General features: G+C 72.3%; 15 protein-coding genes. 6 read left to right on the forward strand and 9 right to left on the reverse strand.

What is annotated here, in order from left to right; genetic code table 11:
• Window positions 1–40 precede the first annotated feature (40 nt).
• The 4 genes from cydC to ACWENQ_RS26690 are packed head-to-tail and all read right to left on the reverse strand — an operon-like array spanning window position 41 to window position 5,577.
• On the reverse strand, window positions 41–1,846 hold the full coding sequence (gene cydC, locus ACWENQ_RS26675) for a thiol reductant ABC exporter subunit CydC (RefSeq protein ID WP_452416710.1): 1,806 nt from the start codon (window positions 1,844–1,846) through the stop codon (window positions 41–43).
• Window positions 1,843–3,642: a thiol reductant ABC exporter subunit CydD gene (cydD, locus tag ACWENQ_RS26680; RefSeq protein ID WP_452416712.1), complete on the reverse strand. Its 1,800-nt coding sequence runs from the start codon at window positions 3,640–3,642 to the stop codon at window positions 1,843–1,845. The genes cydC and cydD overlap by 4 nt, the downstream gene beginning before the upstream one ends.
• 32 nt (window positions 3,643–3,674) lie before the next feature.
• The gene (locus ACWENQ_RS26685) at window positions 3,675–4,403 is read right to left on the reverse strand and encodes a cytochrome d ubiquinol oxidase subunit II (protein WP_449925999.1); all 729 of its coding nucleotides are present in this window, start codon (window positions 4,401–4,403) and stop codon (window positions 3,675–3,677) included.
• Window position 4,404: 1 nt separating this feature from the next.
• Complete coding sequence (locus tag ACWENQ_RS26690; protein ID WP_449925996.1) at window positions 4,405–5,577, reverse strand: cytochrome ubiquinol oxidase subunit I; 1,173 nt, start codon at window positions 5,575–5,577, stop codon at window positions 4,405–4,407.
• A 90-nt stretch (window positions 5,578–5,667) separates the two neighbouring features.
• On the opposite strand from ACWENQ_RS26690, the gene ACWENQ_RS26695 reads away from it, so the two are divergent.
• A complete protein-coding gene (locus ACWENQ_RS26695; protein WP_449925993.1) occupies window positions 5,668–6,012 on the forward strand; it encodes a helix-turn-helix transcriptional regulator in 345 nt (114 codons plus the stop codon).
• 7 nt (window positions 6,013–6,019) lie between these two features.
• Here ACWENQ_RS26695 and ACWENQ_RS26700 read toward each other — a convergent pair whose 3' ends face one another.
• Window positions 6,020–6,688: a permease prefix domain 1-containing protein gene (locus tag ACWENQ_RS26700; protein WP_354912490.1), complete on the reverse strand. Its 669-nt coding sequence runs from the start codon at window positions 6,686–6,688 to the stop codon at window positions 6,020–6,022.
• A 68-nt stretch (window positions 6,689–6,756) separates the two neighbouring features.
• Window positions 6,757–8,142 carry a pentapeptide repeat-containing protein gene (locus tag ACWENQ_RS26705; protein ID WP_449925989.1) on the reverse strand — a complete coding sequence of 462 codons (1,386 nt, stop codon included), beginning with the start codon at window positions 8,140–8,142 and terminating at the stop codon, window positions 6,757–6,759.
• 124 nt (window positions 8,143–8,266) lie between these two features.
• Here ACWENQ_RS26705 and ACWENQ_RS26710 point away from each other — a divergent pair, with 124 nt between their 5' ends.
• From ACWENQ_RS26710 to ACWENQ_RS26730, 5 genes are all read left to right on the forward strand, one after another.
• Window positions 8,267–10,621 carry an ExeM/NucH family extracellular endonuclease gene (locus ACWENQ_RS26710; protein ID WP_452416713.1) on the forward strand — a complete coding sequence of 785 codons (2,355 nt, stop codon included), beginning with the start codon at window positions 8,267–8,269 and terminating at the stop codon, window positions 10,619–10,621.
• A gap of 161 nt (window positions 10,622–10,782) precedes the next feature.
• On the forward strand, window positions 10,783–11,397 hold the full coding sequence (locus ACWENQ_RS26715) for a hypothetical protein (RefSeq protein WP_452416714.1): 615 nt from the start codon (window positions 10,783–10,785) through the stop codon (window positions 11,395–11,397).
• Window positions 11,394–11,696, forward strand: coding sequence for a transcriptional regulator (locus ACWENQ_RS26720; protein ID WP_354920773.1), 303 nt, complete (start codon window positions 11,394–11,396; stop codon window positions 11,694–11,696). The genes ACWENQ_RS26715 and ACWENQ_RS26720 overlap by 4 nt, the downstream gene beginning before the upstream one ends.
• Window positions 11,693–12,574: an ABC transporter ATP-binding protein gene (locus ACWENQ_RS26725; protein ID WP_354920776.1), complete on the forward strand. Its 882-nt coding sequence runs from the start codon at window positions 11,693–11,695 to the stop codon at window positions 12,572–12,574. The genes ACWENQ_RS26720 and ACWENQ_RS26725 overlap by 4 nt, the downstream gene beginning before the upstream one ends.
• Window positions 12,567–13,307 (forward strand): ABC transporter permease, encoded by a 741-nt coding sequence (locus tag ACWENQ_RS26730; RefSeq protein ID WP_449925979.1) that lies wholly within the window; start codon window positions 12,567–12,569, stop codon window positions 13,305–13,307. Before ACWENQ_RS26725 ends, ACWENQ_RS26730 begins: the two co-directional genes overlap by 8 nt.
• A 69-nt stretch (window positions 13,308–13,376) precedes the next feature.
• Here the strand turns inward: ACWENQ_RS26730 and ACWENQ_RS26735 are convergent, their stop codons facing one another.
• From ACWENQ_RS26735 to ACWENQ_RS26745, 3 genes are all read right to left on the reverse strand, one after another.
• Window positions 13,377–14,513: a S1C family serine protease gene (locus tag ACWENQ_RS26735; RefSeq protein ID WP_452416775.1), complete on the reverse strand. Its 1,137-nt coding sequence runs from the start codon at window positions 14,511–14,513 to the stop codon at window positions 13,377–13,379.
• Between the two features lie 298 nt (window positions 14,514–14,811).
• Window positions 14,812–16,338: an acyl-CoA synthetase gene (locus ACWENQ_RS26740; protein WP_452416716.1), complete on the reverse strand. Its 1,527-nt coding sequence runs from the start codon at window positions 16,336–16,338 to the stop codon at window positions 14,812–14,814.
• 238 nt (window positions 16,339–16,576) lie between these two features.
• Window positions 16,577–17,398 carry a MetQ/NlpA family ABC transporter substrate-binding protein gene (locus ACWENQ_RS26745; protein ID WP_452416717.1) on the reverse strand — a complete coding sequence of 274 codons (822 nt, stop codon included), beginning with the start codon at window positions 17,396–17,398 and terminating at the stop codon, window positions 16,577–16,579.
• Between the last annotated feature and the right edge of the window lie 50 nt (window positions 17,399–17,448).

Consider the following 17,448-nt stretch of genomic DNA (forward strand, 5'->3'; position numbering starts at 1 on the left):
CATTCGCAAGAAATGCCCGGATTTCAACACAGAGTTGAGATCATCCCGAGATCAGCGCCTCCGACTGCCACAGGTCCCGGTAGTAGCCCGGTTCGCGGACGAGGTCGTCGTGGTGACCCCGCTGGACGATCCTGCCCTGCTCCAGCACCACGATCTCGTCCACCTGTTCCAGCCCCTTGAGCCGGTGGGTGACCAGCAGCGTCGTACGGCCGTGCGTCACGTCGAGCAGATCGCGCATCAGCTCGTCGGCGGTCACCTCGTCGAGCGCCTCGGCCGGCTCGTCCAGGAGCAGCACGGGCGGATCGTACAGCAGGGCCCTGGCCAGGGCCAGGCGCTGCAGCTGGCCGCCCGAGACGGTCCTGCCGTCCTCACCGAGCTCGGCGTCCCAGCCGACGCGCGCCACCCAGCGCTCCAGCCTGGCCCTGCGGACGGCCCGCTCCCGCTCCTCCTCGCTGCTGCCGGGCCCCGCCAGCCGGAGATTGTCGCGCAGCGTGGTCTGGAAGATGTAGGGGTCCTGGGTGAGCCCGGTCATCAGCGTCCTGACGTCGTCGGAGTCGAGGGCGGTGATGTCGACGCCGTTGACCCTGATCGTCCCCGACTCGGGCTCGACCAGGCGCATCAGCGCGGCGAGCAGGGTGCTCTTGCCGGCGCCGCTGGGGCCGACGAGGGCGACCCGCCTGCCCGGCGTCAGCGTCAGGCTCACCCCGTCGACCGCCGCCGCCCCGTTCGCCGAGCCGGCGCCGCGCCCGGCCGCGTGAGCCTCGGCGTCGGCCGGGTGCGCCGGCGCCCCTGCCGCCTGCGGCGCGGGGCGGGCGTGCCGGACGACCAGGTCGTCGATCTCGACCGTCAGCGGCCCGTCCGGCACGGGAGCGGGCGCCGCGGGCTCGGTGACGGCGGCCGGAACCGCCTCGACCTCCTTCAACCGGCGCAGCGCGGCCGCGATCCCGGCGTACCTCTCCCCCGCGGCGGCCAGCGGCAGCACCGGTTCGAAGGAGACCAGCGCCGTCAGCGCCAGGACGGCCGTCGCGACGGTGTCGGCCCCCGTCTTCTGGGCCAGCAGCACGATGGCGGCCACCGTCAGCCCCTGCACCAGCACGCCGGCGGCCAGCGCCGCCGCGTGGACGCGGGCCTGGCGGCGTTCGAGCGTGGACAGGTCGGCGTCGGCGGCCCCGGCGTCGGCCAGGGCCCGGTCCTCGGCGCCGTAGGCGGCCAGGTCGGCCGAGCCGTGCACCAGGTCGGCCACCCGGGCGGCCAGCGCGGCCCTCGCCGGGGCGATGCGCGCCGACCAGCGGCGGGCGGCCGCGACCGTCGCCGCGGGAAGCAGCACGCCGGCGACCGCCAGCCCCGCCAGCAGCACCAGCGCGGCGGCCGGGTGGACGACGAGCGCGATGGCGAAGGCGGCCAGCGCGGTGATGAGCGCGGCCGTCGCGGGCAGCAGGCAGCGCACCAGCAGGTCCTGCACGGCGTCGGTGTCGTCGACCATCCGGCTGAGCAGGTCGGCGCCGCCGTGCGCCGGCCGCTTGGGCGGGATGAGCGACTGGTAGAGGCGTTCGCGCGTGGCGGCCTGGGCGCGCAGCGCGACGTCGTGCCCGGTGAGGCGCTCGGCGTAGCGGAAGACGCCCTTGCTGGTGGCGAAGGCCCTTACCGCCACGATCGCCACGCTCAGCGCGGCCAGCGGCGGCTGCTCGGCGGCCCTGGTGATCATCCAGGCGGCCGAGGCGGTCAGCCCGATGCCGGCCAGCTCGGCGGCCGCGCCGGCGAGCACGGCCCAGAGCAGGCGGGGGCCCATCCGCCCGCCCTCGCCGGGTGCGGCGGCCCGCGGGTCCCGCTGCCGCGTGGTGGTCATCGCTCGTCTCCCGCCTGTGCCGTCCTGTCGTCCCTCGTGCCGCCCTCGGGTGGACGGCGCCCGCCCGGATCCCGCGCCGCGCGGGCGGAGGCGGCCGTGGCGGAGGGAACCGGGGCATGGGAGAGGGCGGGCGCACCGATGGCGGCGGGCGGCCGAGGGGCCGCGGTGTCGGAGACGACGCGGCCCTCCTGGATGCGGATCACCCGGTCGGCCAGCTCGATCATCGCAGGGCGGTGGGCGACGATCACGGCGGTGCGTTGCTCGCTCAGCTCGGCGGTGGCGGCCACCACGGCGGCCTCGCTGCGCCCGTCCAGCCGGGCGGTGGGCTCGTCGAGCAGCAGCACCGCGGTCCGCGGCCGGCAGAACGCGCGGGCGAGGGCGAGCCGCTGCCGCTGGCCCGCGGACAGGTTCGCGCCGCGCTCACCGACCTGCGTGTCGTAGCCGGCGGGCAGGGCGCTGACGAACTCGTCGGCGTGCGCGGCCCTGGCGGCCTGCCGTACCTGGTCGGGGGTGGCCGAGGGGGCGCCCAGGCGGATGTTGTCGGCGACGGAGGTGGCGAACAGGTGCGGCCGCTGGGGCACGAACGCCAGCCGGTCGCGCCACGCGGCCAGGTCGAGATCGCGCAGGTCGGTCCCGTCGACGAGCACGCGGCCCGCGGTGGGGCGGACGAAGCCGAGCAGGAGGTGGAGCAGCGTGCTCTTGCCGCCGCCGCTCTCGCCGACCAGCGCCACACGCTCGCCGGGGGTGATGACGAGGGAGACGTCCTCCAGCGCGGGGTCGTCGCGGCCGGGATAGCGGACGGTGACGTTCTCCAGGCGGATCTCCGGAGGCTCGCCACCGGTCCGCGCGGCGGCGGAGGCCGCCGGCGACGCGGGTGCCGCCTGGTCGGCGCTGTCGTCCAGGACGGCGAAGGCGGCGTCGGCCGCCGCGACTCCCTCCATCGAGGCGTGGAAGCGCGTCCCCATCATCCGCAGCGGCAGGTACGCCTCCGGCGCCAGCAGCAGCACCAGCAGCGCCGTCGTCAGGTCGAGGGAGCCGCCGAGCAGGCGCAGCCCGATCGGCACCGCGACCAGCGCCAGCGAGAGCGAGGCGCACAGCTCGAGCACCAGCGACGACAGGAAGGCCACCCGCAGCGTCCGCATGGTCGCCGACCGGTGCGCGTCGGCCACCTGCCGGATGACGCCTGCCTGGTGGCGGGCCCTGCCGAAGGCGCGCAGGGTGGGCAGGCCGCGCACCACGTCGAGGAAGTGGCCGCCGAGCCTGGACAGCGCCCGCCACTGCCGCTCGGTGACGGCCTTGGTGTGCATGCCGACCAGCGCTCCGAAGATCGGGATGAGCGGCAGCGTGATCAGCACGATGATCGCGCTGGCGAGGTCGGCGGCGAAGAGCCTGATGAGGACGGCGACGGGCACCACGCCCGCGACCGCCATGGCGGGCAGGTAGCCGGTCAGGTAGGGGTCGAGCGCGTCGAGTCCGCGCCCGGTGAGCGTGACCAGCTCGCCCGAGCGGTGGCCGGTCAGGCGGGCGGGGCCGAGCTCCTGGAGCCTGGCCAGCAGCCGGTGGCGCAGCGCGGACTTCACTCCCGTGGCCGTCCGCGCCGCGAAGATGCCCTGCGTCCAGCCCAGCAGGCCGCGCAGCCCCACCACCGCCGCCAGCCCCAGCAACGCCACGGCGGTGAACCTGCCGGACAGCACCCCGGCCAGCAGTTCGGCCTGGACCAGGACGAGCAGACCCGCGAGCACGGCGGCGGCCATGGTGACGGTCAGGTGCGTGCGCACCGCGCGCTCGGCTCGCATGAGCCGCAGTAGGTCCTTGTGCAACGGGTCCTCTAGAAGAACGACGGAATGCGGTCGACGCCCTTGACTGGCCGGAAGGTGCGCCACACCCATACTTGCGCGCCGACCATGACCGGCGCGAACGGGACCAGCATGAGACTGAGCACATTCAGTGTCGCGGCGGGCGCCGCGTTGTCCAGCAGGTGGGGGGCGGCGGCCGCCAGGAGCACGACGACGGGCGCGGCGGCGGCCAGCGCCGACAGCGCCAGGCCGCGACCCGTCCCCCTGGACTCCCGCCACGCCAGGAAGGTCCTGCCGTGGAAGGCGAACAGCGCGGTGGTGAGCGCCCCGAGGCCGAGCCCCGCGATCCACGGCAGGCCGGCGAGCCGGCCGATGGCCATCCCCCAGCCGGCGGCCAGCACCAGCGAGCCCAGCCAGATCATCAGGTCCCACCAGGCGCGCCATGCCCGGCCCTCGATCCTGCGGCGGAACCACAGACCCGCGTCGCGCAGGACCCAGCCCAGCAGCATGGCCACGACGAAGGGGTAGAGGGCGAAGATCACCTCCCCTTCCAGCAGCGGGAAGGCGCCGAACAGGACACCCGCGACCGCCACCAGCCACACCTCGTTGGCCAGCACGAACGGCGCCATGGCGGCGACCGTGCGGTCCCTGCGTTCCTGGGAGCGGCCCACCAGCAGCAGTCCCGCTCCGAGGTCGAAGCCCTCCAGGGCGAAGTAGCCCACGAGCAGCGCGGCGAAGACGACGAGCCAGACGACGTCCATGTCAGACCTCCAGGCGGACGGGCGCGGCAGCGGTGGTGGCGGGCCAGGCGCCGAGCGCCAGGTCGCCGGGCCCGCGCCGGACGACGCGGGCGATCAGGACGTAGTCGACGACCGCGAGCAGGCCGAGGACGGCGGTGAAGCCGATCAGCGACGCGGTGACCATGCCCGGGGTCAGGCCAGGAGACAGGGCGTCGGCGACGCTGAGGCGCTCCCAGATCATCCAGGGCTGGCGGCCGATCTCCCTGGCCATCCAGCCGAAGACGGCCGCCAGGAACGGCAGCGGCGTCATGATCATCAGGATCGGGTGGGTCCACCGCCAGCGCGGCAGCCAGTAGATGACGGGCAACAGCAGGAACGGCACGACCAGCTGCAGCAGCTCGCCGATCAGCGTCATGAAGCCCAGCCCCACCGCCGCGCCGGTGTTGCCCTGGAACTTGCCGTCCTGGACGACGCCGAACTGCGCGTAGCCGGTGCCGACGGCCACCAGGACCCCGATGGCCGCCACCACGACGCCCGTGCGCAGGGACCTGGTGAAGAACTCCGCGTGGCCGGTACGGCGGAACAGCTGGTAGGCGCTGGCGCCCATCACCACGAACCCGCCCGCCGTCAGGCCCGCCCCGATGACGTGCGGGAAGGACAGGACCAGCATCTTGTTCGTCAGCAGCGCGCCGAAGTCGGCCAGCCGCAGGCGGTCGCCGTCGGCCACGGCGCCGGCCGGGTTCTGCAGGAAGGAGTTGGCGACCATGATGAAGAAGGCGCTGCCGTAGGCGGTCAGGGTGACGATCCAGATGCAGGCCAGGTGCAGGCCCTTGCGCAGCCGGTGCCAGCCGAAGATCCACAGACCCAGGAAGGTCGACTCCAGGAAGAAGGCGATCAGCGTCTCCATGGCCAGCGGCGCGCCGAAGACGTCGCCCGCGTAGTGCGAAAGGCCGCTCCAGCTCAGCCCGAACTGGAACTCCATCACCAGGCCGGTGACGATGCCGAGCGCGTAGTTGATCACGTAGATCTGGCCCCAGAAGCGGGTCATGTGCTCGTGCAGGGGGTTGCCCGAGCGCACCCAGCGCGTGTGCATGATCGCCACGAGGGGGGCCAGGCCCAGCGTGAGCACCACGAAGAGGAAGTGCAGGCTGCCGGTCAGCGCGAACTGCAGCCGGGCCAGGTCGAGGACGTCCATAGCATCATCTCCGAGCATTGTGTCTGCCTACATATAGAGAGCCTACATGTAGACTGACTACATGCAGCACGCCGACCTAGGATGGGCGATGTGAATCCCGACGCGCTTCGCGGGCACATGGACGCCCTGCTGCTCTCCGTGCTGGAGGACGAACCGCTGCACGGCTACGCCATCATCGAGGCGTTGACCGCGCGCAGCGGCGGGGCGCTGACCGTGCCGACGGGCACCGTCTATCCCGCGCTGCGCCGGCTGGAGCGCGTCGGCTACCTGGTCAGCGAGTGGGCGACGGTCGGCGGACGCAAGCGGCGCACCTACCGGCTGACCTCCTCGGGCACCAGGCAGCTGGCGGGCGAGCGGTCGGCATGGCGGGAGTTCACCGGCGTGATCGGCAGCGTGCTCGAGCCGGACGCCAGGCGGCCCGAGGCCGCCGGGTAGGCAGGCGTCAGGCCGGGCGGGTCCGGCGGGTGAGGCGCAGGCAGTGGGCCGCGCCGTAGAGCTGCAGGCCGTTCAGGACCGGCGTGGTCAGCGACAGGATCACGCCGGGCAGGAAGGCGGAGAACCCGGCCGGGCCGCGCGAGCCGTACTGCAGGGCGGCGCTCAGCAGCAGCGTGACGGGCAGCATCGCCCACACCCACAGCGCGAGGATCCTGGTCACCCGCTCGGGCCCGCGGACCCAGCGCGCGCCCCGGGTCAGCGCGAGCAGCGCCAGCCCGCCGAGCACGCCGGTGGCCAGGTGGAAGACGTCGAGCGTCCGGGCCACGGTCAGGAACCACGCGGGCCGGTTGGCCCAGTCGGCGGCGTGCACCGGGAAGAACGCCCAGACCAGGCTCCACATCAGCGTGGTCAGGGGCACGCTGACGAACAGCAGCGCGCCGAGCCTGCGCCCGGCCGTCGCGGTCAGCTCCCGCTGGTAGCCGGGCGCCACCTCCCGCAGCTCGCCGAACTCGGCCACCGCCAGCCGCTCGGCCTCCGGCCGGGCCAGCCCCCCGGCCTCGTAGGCCTCGGCGGTGTCGACAAGGCTGTCGCGCGCCTCGAGGACCAGGTCGCGCTTGGCTCCGGAGGGGCCGGCGAGGGCCCGGTGCAGCGCGGCCACGTAGTCGTCGATGAGCACGGTCTCCAGTCTACGAAGGGCCGCGCAGGGCCGTCATCGGGGAAAGCCCTGATTCCCGCCGCTCCTGGTCAGTGGTGCACGGATGGCGCGGGGACGGCGGGGCGCGGCGTGGAGGCGCGCCTGGCGGCGTGGGAGGTGCTGGACCACAGCACCGCGCCCGCCGTCACCGCCAGCAGCAGGGCGCTCCAGGCCACCGCCCGGCCGGTGCGCAGGCCGTAGCCGCACAGCAGCCAGTACATCGACAGCCACCAGCGGCGGTTGGCGTGCCGGCGCATCTCCATCGCGCCGAAGGCGAAGTCGGCGGCGGTGCCGTGGTCGTCGGGCGAGTGGCGCAGCTCGTCGTACAGGGTGGCCAGGCCGTCGGGTGTCGGCGGGTCGCCGGGGTCCTGGGACCAGCCACGCCAGCCGTGCTCGTCGGCCAGCGCCCTGCGCCTGGAGAACCAGCGCAGCGGCGGCCAGCGCAGACTGAAGCGCACCCCGCGGGGGGTGAAGGCGAAGGTGCAGCCCGTCAGCCGCAGCCCCGAAGGGTGCGCGAGGCCCGCGAAGCGGCAGCTCGACAGGTCGAGCTCGAACAGCGACAGATCGGGCGCGACCGCCCCCCGCAGCGAGCTGATCGTGCAGAAGCCCCGCCCGCTCACCGTCGCCGGCCCCCGCAGGACCGCCGCCTCCAGATCGGCGTGGGCGCGCGACAGCCGGACCGCGGTCGTCCCCCTGACCTCGACCTTGCGCAGGTCGACCGAGCAGTCGTGGACGGCCAGGTCGAGCGCGCCGTCCACGCGCGCCCCGGTCGCGGCCAGCCGCCCGGTCGCCGACAGGTAGGCGCCGGAGGCGAAGTGGACCGACTCGAACCCCGCCCGCCCGCGCACCTTCCTGAACGACAGCGTGCGGCCGAACCTGGCGCCCCTGAAGGTGGCCCGCTCGCCGAACTCGGCCCCGTCGAAGGTGGCGAACCCGTCGAACCTGGCGCGCTCGGCCGACAGCCCGCGCGCGAACACCGCCTGGCCGAACAGGGCGTCGCCGGCCACCACCGACCGGTCGAACCCGGCGTGACCGCGCACCCGGGCACCGTGGAAGGTCAGGCGGCGGGCGAACCGTGCCCCGGTGAACGACACGTTGCCGGCGAAGGCGGCGTTGAAGAAGGAGGCGAGCCGGTCGAACCTGGCGCCGTCAAGGGACACGTCGCCCTGGAAGCTCACCTCGGCGAAGCGCGCCTCGCCGGTGAAGCGGGCCAGGTCCATGCGAGCCCTGCCCGGCCTTCCCCCGGCGGCGGCGAGCACCTTGGCCAGCAGCTCGCCGTCGATCGTGGTGCCTCGCAGGTCGAGCAGCCCTCCTGGGCGGATGGCTGCGAGGGCGTCGGCCAGCTGCTCGGGCGACAGGTGGGCCAAGCAGCTGCCGTACGGCTGGCGCGCGACTCCCGTGCACGACGGGGAGCGGGAACACGTGACCCAGTCCATGGCGTGGTCATACCCGGGTTGCTAGGTCATGAGACGACATGGCGCCAGGCACCGTCTGTCAAGGGTCGATGATTTCATCGTTTGGTGGCGGTACGTTACGTTTTCTCCATCTAAAGTGCGGGTCATGCGAGCCTTATCCGCCCTTGTCGCCCTCGGTGTCGCCGCCGCGGGCGTGGCGACCCTCTCGATCGCCCCCGCGTCCGCGGCGCCCGGCCCCGTCGTCATCAGCCAGGTCTACGGTGGCGGGGGCAACTCAGGAGCGACGCTGGCCAACGACTTCGTGGAGCTGTTCAACAGAAGCTCCGCGCCCGTGGCCCTCGACGGCTGGTCGGTGCAGTACACCAGCGCCACCGGCTCCGGCCACTTCGCCGCCAACGTGGCCCCGCTGTCGGGCACGCTGGGCCCTGGCCGGTACTACCTCGTGCAGCTCGCCGCCGGCAGCAACCCGGGGGCGGCACTGCCCACCCCCGACGCCACCGCCACCATCAACGTCGGCTCCGGCGCCGGCAAGGTCGCGCTGGTCCGCTCGGCCACGGGCCTGGCCTGCAACGGCACCCCCACCGCGTGCACGGCCGAGCAGACCGCGCAGATCGCCGACCTGGTCGGCTTCGGCAACGCGAACTTCTTCGAGGGCACGGCCGCCGCGCCCGGCCTGACGAACACCACCGCCGCCCTCCGCAAGACGCACGGCTGCGCCGACACCGACGACAACGCCGCGGACCTGGAGGCCGGCGCACCCGCCCCGCGCAACACCGCGACAGCCGCCGCGCCCTGCGACGGCGGCCAGGAGCCCACGCCGTCGCCGACCCCGACGCCCACACCCACCCCGACCCCCACACCCACGGTCGCGCCCTGCGACACGGCCGCGACCCACCAGATCGCCGCCGTCCAGGGCGCGGGCGACGCCAGCCCCCTGGCGGGACAGACCGTGCGGGTCGAAGGCGTCGTGACCGGCGACTTCCAGAAGTCCACCGAGCTGAGCGGCTTCTTCCTGCAGGACCCCACGCCTGACGACGATCCGAAGACCTCCGAGGGCCTGTTCGCCTTCGCCCGCGACACGGTCAAGGACGTCAAGGTCGGCGACAGGGTGCTCGTCACCGGCAAGGTGACCGAGTTCAACGGGTGGACCGAGCTGTCGCCCGTCACCGCGGTCGACGTGTGCGGCACCGGGACGCTTCCCGCGCAGCAGTACCGGCTGCCGAGGGCCGAGGGCGCCACCTTCGAGCCGGTCGAGAACATGCTCGTCACCTTCCCCGAGCCGCTGACCGTCTCCGAGCACTACAACCTCGGCCGCTTCGGCGAGGTCACCGTCTCCTCCGAGGGACGCCTGTACCAGCCGACCGACCGGGCCGGCGTGGACGCGGCGCTCGACGCCCGCCGTACGCTGCTCATCGACGACGGCTCCTCCCGGGAGAACCCGGCCACGATCCCCTACACCAGCCCGCGCGTGGTGCGCACCGGTGACACCGCGATCGGCGTGACCGGCGTGCTCGGCTACGGGTTCGGCTCCTACCGTCTCCAGCCCACCAAGCCGATCAGCTTCCTGCGGACCAACCCGCGCCTGCCCAAGCCGCTGCCGGTCGGCGGCAACGTCAAGGTGGCCAGCCTCAACACGCTGAACTGGTTCACCACGCTGGGCTCGCGCGGCGCGACCACCGCCGAGGAGCAGAAGCGCCAGCTCGACAAGCTGGTGGCCACGCTCCAGGGCCTCGACGCCGACGTGGTCGGCCTCATGGAGGTCGAGAACAACGGCCAGACGGCCCTGCAGGCGCTGGTCGACGCGCTGAACGCCAAGGTGGGCGCCGGCACCTACGCCGCGCTCGCGCACCCGTTCCCCGGGACGGACCTGATCCACGTGGCGATGATCTACAAGCCGGCGCGCGTGGCGCCCGTCGGGGCGGCGCTGTCGTCGCAGGATCCCGTCTTCAGCAGGCCGCCGCTGATCCAGACCTTCCGCCGCGCCGGGGGCGGCCAGCCGTTCACCATGGTCGTCAACCACCTCAAGTCGAAGGGCTCCTGCCCGCCGAGCGGTCCGGACAGCGACCAGGGCGACGGCCAGGGCTGCTGGAACCCGCTGCGGATCAAGCAGGCCGAGGCGGTGCTGGGGCTGCTCTCCTCGCTCGACCTGCCCAACCCGCTGGTGCTGGGCGACCTCAACGCCTACGGCGAGGAGGACCCGATCGACACGCTGGAGGCCGGCGGGCTGACGAGCGTGACCAAGCGGTTCGTGCCGGCGCCGTTCCGCTACAGCTACCTGTTCAACGGGCTGGCCGGTGAGCTCGACCACGCGCTGGTCGGCAAGCAGCTGCTCAAGCGGGTGACGGGCGCGACGATCTGGCACGTCAATTCCGACGAGCCGCGGATCCTCGACTACAACACCGAGTTCAACCCGCCGGGCCTCTACCAGCCCGACGCCTTCCGCTCCTCCGACCACGACCCGCTGGTCATCGGCCTGTCGCTGCCCGGCGGCGGCAGCTAGCCGGACATCGTGGAACCGAGCGGCCTCTCCCTCCGGGGAGGGGCCGCTCCTTCGTTCATGGAACGGCCCCACCCTTCCGAGGTGAGGGCCACGCTTCCGTTTGTGGCGCAATCAGGTTTATGCTGCAAACCAGTTGATGGTTTCGACTGGTTTGGAATGATGTGGACGACGAGGACCTGAGCCCCGCCGAGATGATGCGGCTCATCGAGGAGCAGAGCGCGGCGGCCACGCGCAGGCTGCAGCCCGACCCGCTCCTCCTCTACGCCCCCTGGGGCGTGGCCTGGATGGCCGGCTTCGGCGCCTTCTTCCTGGCCCACGGTCTCGACGGCCGCCCGCTCGCCCCGATCTCCTGGCAGCTCGCACTGGCGGTGCTGATGGGCGGGCAACTGCTGGCCGGAGCGTTCCTGTTCTGGTGTGCCCGCGCCTCCGGCCTGAAGACCCGCGGCGTGACCACCCAGCGCGGGATGATGTACGGCTACGCGTGGTTCGTCGCGATGATGGCGATGGGCCTGATCCTCAGCCGTTTCGCCCCGATGATCCCGCGCGACGAGGTCAGCCTGCTCTACGCCGCGGTCTCGATGCTGGTGGTCGCCACCCTCTACATGGCCGGCGGCGCCGTCTGGCGCGAGTGGCCGATGTTCTTCCTGGGCGTCTGGACCGCGGTCGTCGACGCGGCCGGCGCCGCCCTCGGGCCCGGCTGGCACGCCCTGCTGATCTCGCTGCTGGTCGGCGGCGCGTTCCTGGTCACCGGGATCGTGCTCAGGCGGCGCCGGTGACGCTGCCCGAACTCGATCCCGTCATCCACGCGCAGGCCCGGCTACGCGTGGTGGCCACGCTCAACGCCCTTCCCGAAGGCGACCAGATCGCCTTCCCGAGCCTGAAGGACCTGCTCGCGATGACGGCGGGCAACCTGTCGGTGCATCTGACCAAGCTCGAGGACGCGGGCTACGTCGAGATCACCAAGACGCACAAGGGCCGCACGCCCGTCACCTACGTCGCGCTCACCAGACGCGGACGGCTGGCCTTCGAGGAGTACACCGTCGCCATCCGCGCCCTGATCGGAGGAGAAGCATGACCGTCCTGGCCAGAACCATCGGGGTCACCAGACGCTACGGCGAGGTGACCGCGCTCGACGACGTGTCCCTGGAGATCCCCGCGGGCCGGCTCGTCGGCCTGCTCGGCCCGAACGGGGCCGGCAAGTCCACGCTCGTCAACCTCTTCGTCGGCCTGCGCAGACCCACCAAGGGCGTGGTCGAACTGCTCGGCGGCGCCCCCTCCGACCCCCGGGTACGGCAGCGCATGGGCGTGACGCCGCAGGAGACGGGGCTGCCCGAGGCGCTGCGGGTCGGCGAGATCGTCGACTTCGTCTCGGCGCACTTCCCCGAGCGGGCGGGCACGCCGGAGTTATTGGCCAGGTTCGGCCTCGACGACCTCGCCCGGCGGCAGGTCGGCGGCCTGTCCGGCGGCCAGAAGCGCCGCCTCGCGGTGGCGCTCGCCTTCGCCGGCAACCCCCGCATCGTCTTCCTCGACGAGCCCACCACGGGCCTCGACGTGGAGGCCCGCAGGTCGCTGTGGGAGGGGATCAGGGCCTTCCACGCGGAGGGCGGCACCGTCGTGCTCACCAGCCACTACCTGGAGGAGGTGGAGGCGCTGGCCGAGCGCGTCGTGGTGATCGGCAAGGGCAGGGTGCTGGCCGACGACACGATGCAGGCCGTGCGCGGCATGGTGGGGGTGCGCAGGGTGTCGCTGTCGGCCCCCGAGCTGCCCGCGCTGCCCGGCGTGGTCGACGCCCAGCGGGTGGGCGACCGGCACGAGCTGCTCACCTCGGACTCCGACCGGCTGGTGCTCGACCTGGTCGCCAGCGGCGTCCCCTTCTCCGGGCTCGAGATCAGCCCGGCCACGCTCGAGGACGCCTTCCTCGCCATCACCTCGAAGGAGGCCGCCGGTGTCTAGCCTGGTCTGGACGCACACCCGCTACCAGTTCCTGGAGCAGCTGAGAGTCCCGATCGCGATCGTGGCGAGCGTCTTCTTCCCCACCATCTCGATGCTGGCCTTCGTCGTGCCGTTCACCGGGGACGACCCGCTGATGGCCACCGTCGGCACGGCGTCGATGACGCTGTTCGCCGTCATGTCGAGCTCGCTGATGGGGCTGGCCATCGGCGTGGCCGACGACCGCGGCAAGCCCTGGGACCCCTACGTGCGCACGCTGCCCGCGGGCCCCTTCCCCCGGTTCGCGGGACGGATGCTGACCTCGCTGGCCATCATGCTGATCGCGGTCGTGCCCGTGGTGCTGGTCGCCGCCTTCCTCACCGAGGCCACGGCCACCCCGCTCCAGCTGCTGTCCGGCCTGGGCGCGTTGATCGTGGGCGCGCTGCCGTTCATGATGCTGGGGCTGCTCGTCGGCTACGCGCTGCCGTCGAAGGCGGCCATCGCGGTCTCGCAGGTGCTGTTCTTCCCGATCGCGATCGGCGGCGGGATGTTCGGCAACCCGCTCGACCCGCCCGCCTTCATCGGGGCGGTCGCGCCGTACCTGCCCAGCAGGGGCGCGATGGAGCTGGTGTGGGCCGCCACGGCGGGTGTGCCGCCCCGGCCGCTGCCGCTGGTCATGCTGGCGGTCTGGACGGTGGCGGGCGCGGCGGCCGCCGTGTGGGCCTACCGCAGGGACGAGGGCCGCAGGTTCCGCTGAACCGCATGGGGGGAGGTGCCGCCGAGTCCGCAGCGATCTCGACGGCACCTCCGTTTCACGAGGGGGGTTCTACTCGCCCGTCTTCTCCGCGAGGGTGACGGTGACCTCCTGGGTCTTTCCGTCCCTCATGTAGCTGATCTTGACCTGCTGGCCCACTTTGAAACCTCTGACCTGTCCCACTACGGTATCTCCCCCGTCAACCGGCGTCTCGCCGATCTTCGTGATCAGGTCGCCCGTCTTCAGCCCGGCCTTGGCGGCGGGGCTTCCCTCCTGCACCTGCCGTACCAGAGCACCCGGCACGTCACCCGAGGCGTCGGTGACGCTGACGCCGAGGTAGGCGTGGCTCACCTTGCCGTTGTCGATGAGCTGCTGGGCCACCTGCTTGGCGGTGTTGATCGGGATGGCGAAGCCCACGCCGATGTTGCCGGTGCCACCGCCCGTGGCGATCGCCGTGTTGATGCCGATCAGCTGGCCTGACGCGTTGACCAGCGCGCCGCCGGAGTTGCCGGGGTTGATGGCGGCGTCGGTCTGGATGGCGCCGCCGATCGTGGTGGTCGAGGACTGCGACTGCTCGCGCTGGTTGCCCCAGCCGGGCGGCAGCTGCTGCCGGTCCTGGTCGCCGACCGTGAGCGTGCGGTCCAGCGCGCTGACGATGCCCGCGGTGACCGAGCCGTCCAGGCCGAGCGGGCTGCCGATGGCCAGCACCGCGTCGCCGACCCTGAGCGCGTCGCTGTCGCCGAGGGTGGCCTTGGTCAGACCCGACACGCCAGTGGCCCTGATGACGGCCAGGTCGGTGGCCGGGTCGGTGCCGACGACCGACGCCTTGGCGGTCCTGCCGTCGCTGAACTTCACCGTCATGGACCCGCCGCCCTGGCCGGCGCCGACCACCACGTGGTTGTTGGTGAGGATCAGGCCGTCCTCCGACAGCACCACGCCGGATCCCTCGCCGGTCTGACCCTGGATCATCACGACCGACGGCTGCACGTTCTGGGCGACGTCGGCCACGGTCATGGCGTTCGACGCCGGCTTGAAGGCCGGGCTGGGCGCGGCCGCCACGCTCGTGGTTCCCCCGCCGCCCAGGGCGCTGACGGTCGCGGCCCCCACCACGCCACCGACCAGCGCCGTCGCCGCCAGGGCGAGTCCGGCGACGGCCTTCTGCCCGGCCGTGAACATCGACTGCCGCTTCGGTACCGAAGGCACCGGCATGATCGTGGTGTCGCCACCCGGCGACGGCGCGCCGTGCTGGAACTCGCCGGCGACCGGAGGCTTGGAACCGAACTGGGTCCAACCCCCACCCACAGTGCCTTCGCCGTGCTCACGAGGCTCGTTCGTGTTCATGTCCATCCCCAAGAAGCCGCTCTGGCGCGCCACTGTGGCGTGCCGTCGTACTTCCAGGGTGCCAATGAGGGTGTAAGCACTGCTTAAGCCGTCGAACAGGGCGTGGCGCACCCCCTGACGCACGCCTTATCAGGCGAGGTCGCGACGGGGGTGCCGGGTCCGGCTCTCATGGAACTTTAAGGTATTCCGCGCGCAGCAGCCGCTTGTAGAGCTTGCCGGTGGGATGGCGCGGCAACTCGTCGCGGAAGTCGATCGACCTGGGGCACTTGTAGTGCGCCAGCCGTGCCCTGCAGTACTCGATCAGCTCGGCCTCCAGCGCCGGGCCCGCCGCGACGTCGTCGGCGGGCTGGACGACGGCCTTGACCTGCTCGCCCATCTCCTCGTCCGGGATCCCGAACACGGCCACGTCGGCGACCTTGGGGTGGAGGGCCAGTACGTTCTCGGCCTCCTGGGGGTAGATGTTCACCCCGCCCGAGATGATCATGTAGGAGCGGCGGTCGGTCAGGTAGAGGAAGCCGTCCGTGTCCAGGTAGCCGATGTCGCCGAGGGTGGTCCAGCCCCTGCCCTGGGGATCCTGCGCGGAGCGGGTCTTGTCGGGGTCGCCGTGGTACTCGAAGCGGGGGCCGTCGGAGAAGTAGACGGTGCCGTGCTCGCCGGGCCCCAGCTCGTTGCCCTCCTCGTCGCAGACGTGCACCACGCCGAGCAGGGCGCGGCCGACCGTGCCCGGGTGGGCCAGCCAGTCGGCGGGTCCGGCGTAGAGGAAGCCGTTGCCCTCGGTTCCGGCGTAGTACTCGTGGATGACCGGCCCCCACCACTCGAGCATCCGCTCCTTGACGGGCACCGGGCACGGCGCCGACGCGTGGATCGCGCACCGGAGCGACGACAGGTCGTGCCCGGCCCTGACCTCGTCGGGCAGCTTGAGCATCTTGATGAACATCGTCGGCACGAGCTGGGTGTGCGTGACCCGGTGGCCTTCGACGAGGGCGAGGTACTCGGCGGGGTCGAAGCGCTCCATGACGACCACCGTCGCGCCCAGTCGCTGGAACTGCAGGCAGTAGCGCAGTGGCGCGGCGTGGTAGAGCGGGGCGGGCGACAGGTAGACGCTGTCGGCCGACGGCGCGAAGAGGAACTGGATGAGCTGCAGCAACGGCCCCGGCGTGTCGAGCGGCGCCTGCGAGAGCGTCGGCTTGACGCCCTTGGGCCGGCCCGTGGTGCCCGAGGAGTAGAGCATGTCGGCGCCCTGGCACTCGTCGGCGATGGGCGTCGTCGGATGGACCGCGACGGCCTCCTCGTAGGAGACGAAACCGTCGGCCACCCCGTCGATCATGAGCCTGAGCTCCACGCCGGGAGCCTCGATCGCGCCCGCCACGCCGGCGAGCCGCGCCGAGGAGATGAAGACCCTGGCCTCGCAGTTGTCGACGATGTAGGACAGTTCCTCGCTCTGCAGGCGGGAGCTGACGGCGGTGTAGTAGAGCCCTGAGCGGTGCGCGGCCCAGGCGATGACCAGGAAAAGAGGATGGTTCTCGAGCATGAAGGCGATGTGGTCGCCCGGCTTGAGCCCGGCGGAGCGGAACAGGTGCGCGAGCCTGTTCGACTCCTCCTCGAGCCGGCGGTAGGTGACGACCTCCCCGGAGCCCGCCATGATCACAGCGGGCTTGTCGGGGGTGACTGCTGCGATGGCTCCCGGATACATGACCAGAACAGTATTCGGTCACCACTTCCCTCGGAAGGCCCCCGCAAGGCCCCGCGGGCGAGGCCCGGCCTGCCGCTCACGTCCCGTTCCGGAAACGCCGAGACCGTGATCCCGCGTGCGGGATCACGGTCTCGCGGTGGAGGTCACGCCGACCCGAACGGAAGCCGTCCGGGGGCGAAGCCGGCCGGGGTCGAAGCCGTCCGGCCCGCCGTGGCGACCGGGCGCCGGTCAGGACGGTTCAGGCGGGGATGACCGCGCCCTTGTAGGTGTCCTGGATGTACTTCTTGACCTCGGGGCTCTGCAGCAGCTTGGCCAGCTTCTGCACCCGCGGGTCGCTCTGCTTGCCCTCCTGCACGACCAGACCGTTGGCGTACGGGTTGCCCTCCGCCTTCTCCGCGACGAGCGCGTCGGTGGCCGGGTTGAGCTTGGCCTCCAGGGCGTAGTTGCCGTTGATGACCGCGGCGTCGACGTCGGCGAGCGAGCGGGGCAGCTGGGCGGCGTCGAGCGCCTTGAAGGTGATGTTCTTCGGGTTGGCGGTGACGTCGCGCTCGGTGGCCGCGGTGCCGACGCCGTCCTTCAGGGTGATGACGCCGTTGTCGGCCAGCAGCTTCAGCGCGCGGCCGAGGTTGGTGGCGTCGTTGGGCACCGCCACGGTGGCGCCGGAGGGAAGGGCGGCCACGTCCTTCACCTTGGTGGAGTAGAGGCCGAGCGGCTCCAGGTGCACGTTCTGCACCCAGGTGAGCTTGGCGCCCTTCTCCTTGTTGTAGTCGGCGAGGTACGGCTGGTGCTGGAAGTAGTTGGCGTCCAGCTGGCCCTCCTGGAGCTGCGGGTTCAGCGGCACGTAGTCGCTGAACTCGACGATCTCCAGCTTGAGGCCCTCCTTGGCGGCCAGGTTGTCCGAGATGTACTTGAGGATCTCGGCGTGCGGCGTGGGGGTGGCGCCGACCTTGAGGGTGTCGCTGGGCGCGCCGGAGGCCGACGAGCCGGCCGCGGACGACCCGCAGGCGGCCAGCGTCACGGCCAGGACGGCGGCGGTCACGAGACCGAACAACTTGCGCACGGCTGTGCTCCTTGTCTGGGTATGAGGAAGCGTCTGGGTATGAGGAAGCA

It is taken from the genome of Nonomuraea sp. NPDC004354 (assembly GCF_053602555.1).

Excerpts from the sequence above, each read along its gene's own strand:
- cydC (WP_452416710.1), bottom strand. The coding sequence starts at position 1,846 with ATGACCACCACGCGGCAGCGGGACCCGCGGGCCGCCGCACCCGGCGAG.
- cydD (WP_452416712.1), bottom strand. The coding sequence starts at position 3,642 with ATGCGAGCCGAGCGCGCGGTGCGCACGCACCTGACCGTCACCATGGCC.
- ACWENQ_RS26685 (WP_449925999.1), bottom strand. The coding sequence starts at position 4,403 with ATGGACGTCGTCTGGCTCGTCGTCTTCGCCGCGCTGCTCGTGGGCTAC.
- ACWENQ_RS26690 (WP_449925996.1), bottom strand. The coding sequence starts at position 5,577 with ATGGACGTCCTCGACCTGGCCCGGCTGCAGTTCGCGCTGACCGGCAGC.
- ACWENQ_RS26705 (WP_449925989.1), bottom strand. The coding sequence starts at position 8,142 with ATGGACTGGGTCACGTGTTCCCGCTCCCCGTCGTGCACGGGAGTCGCG.
- ACWENQ_RS26710 (WP_452416713.1), top strand. The coding sequence starts at position 8,267 with ATGCGAGCCTTATCCGCCCTTGTCGCCCTCGGTGTCGCCGCCGCGGGC.
- ACWENQ_RS26725 (WP_354920776.1), top strand. The coding sequence starts at position 11,693 with ATGACCGTCCTGGCCAGAACCATCGGGGTCACCAGACGCTACGGCGAG.
- ACWENQ_RS26735 (WP_452416775.1), bottom strand. The coding sequence starts at position 14,513 with ATGCCGGTGCCTTCGGTACCGAAGCGGCAGTCGATGTTCACGGCCGGG.
- ACWENQ_RS26740 (WP_452416716.1), bottom strand. The coding sequence starts at position 16,338 with ATGTATCCGGGAGCCATCGCAGCAGTCACCCCCGACAAGCCCGCTGTG.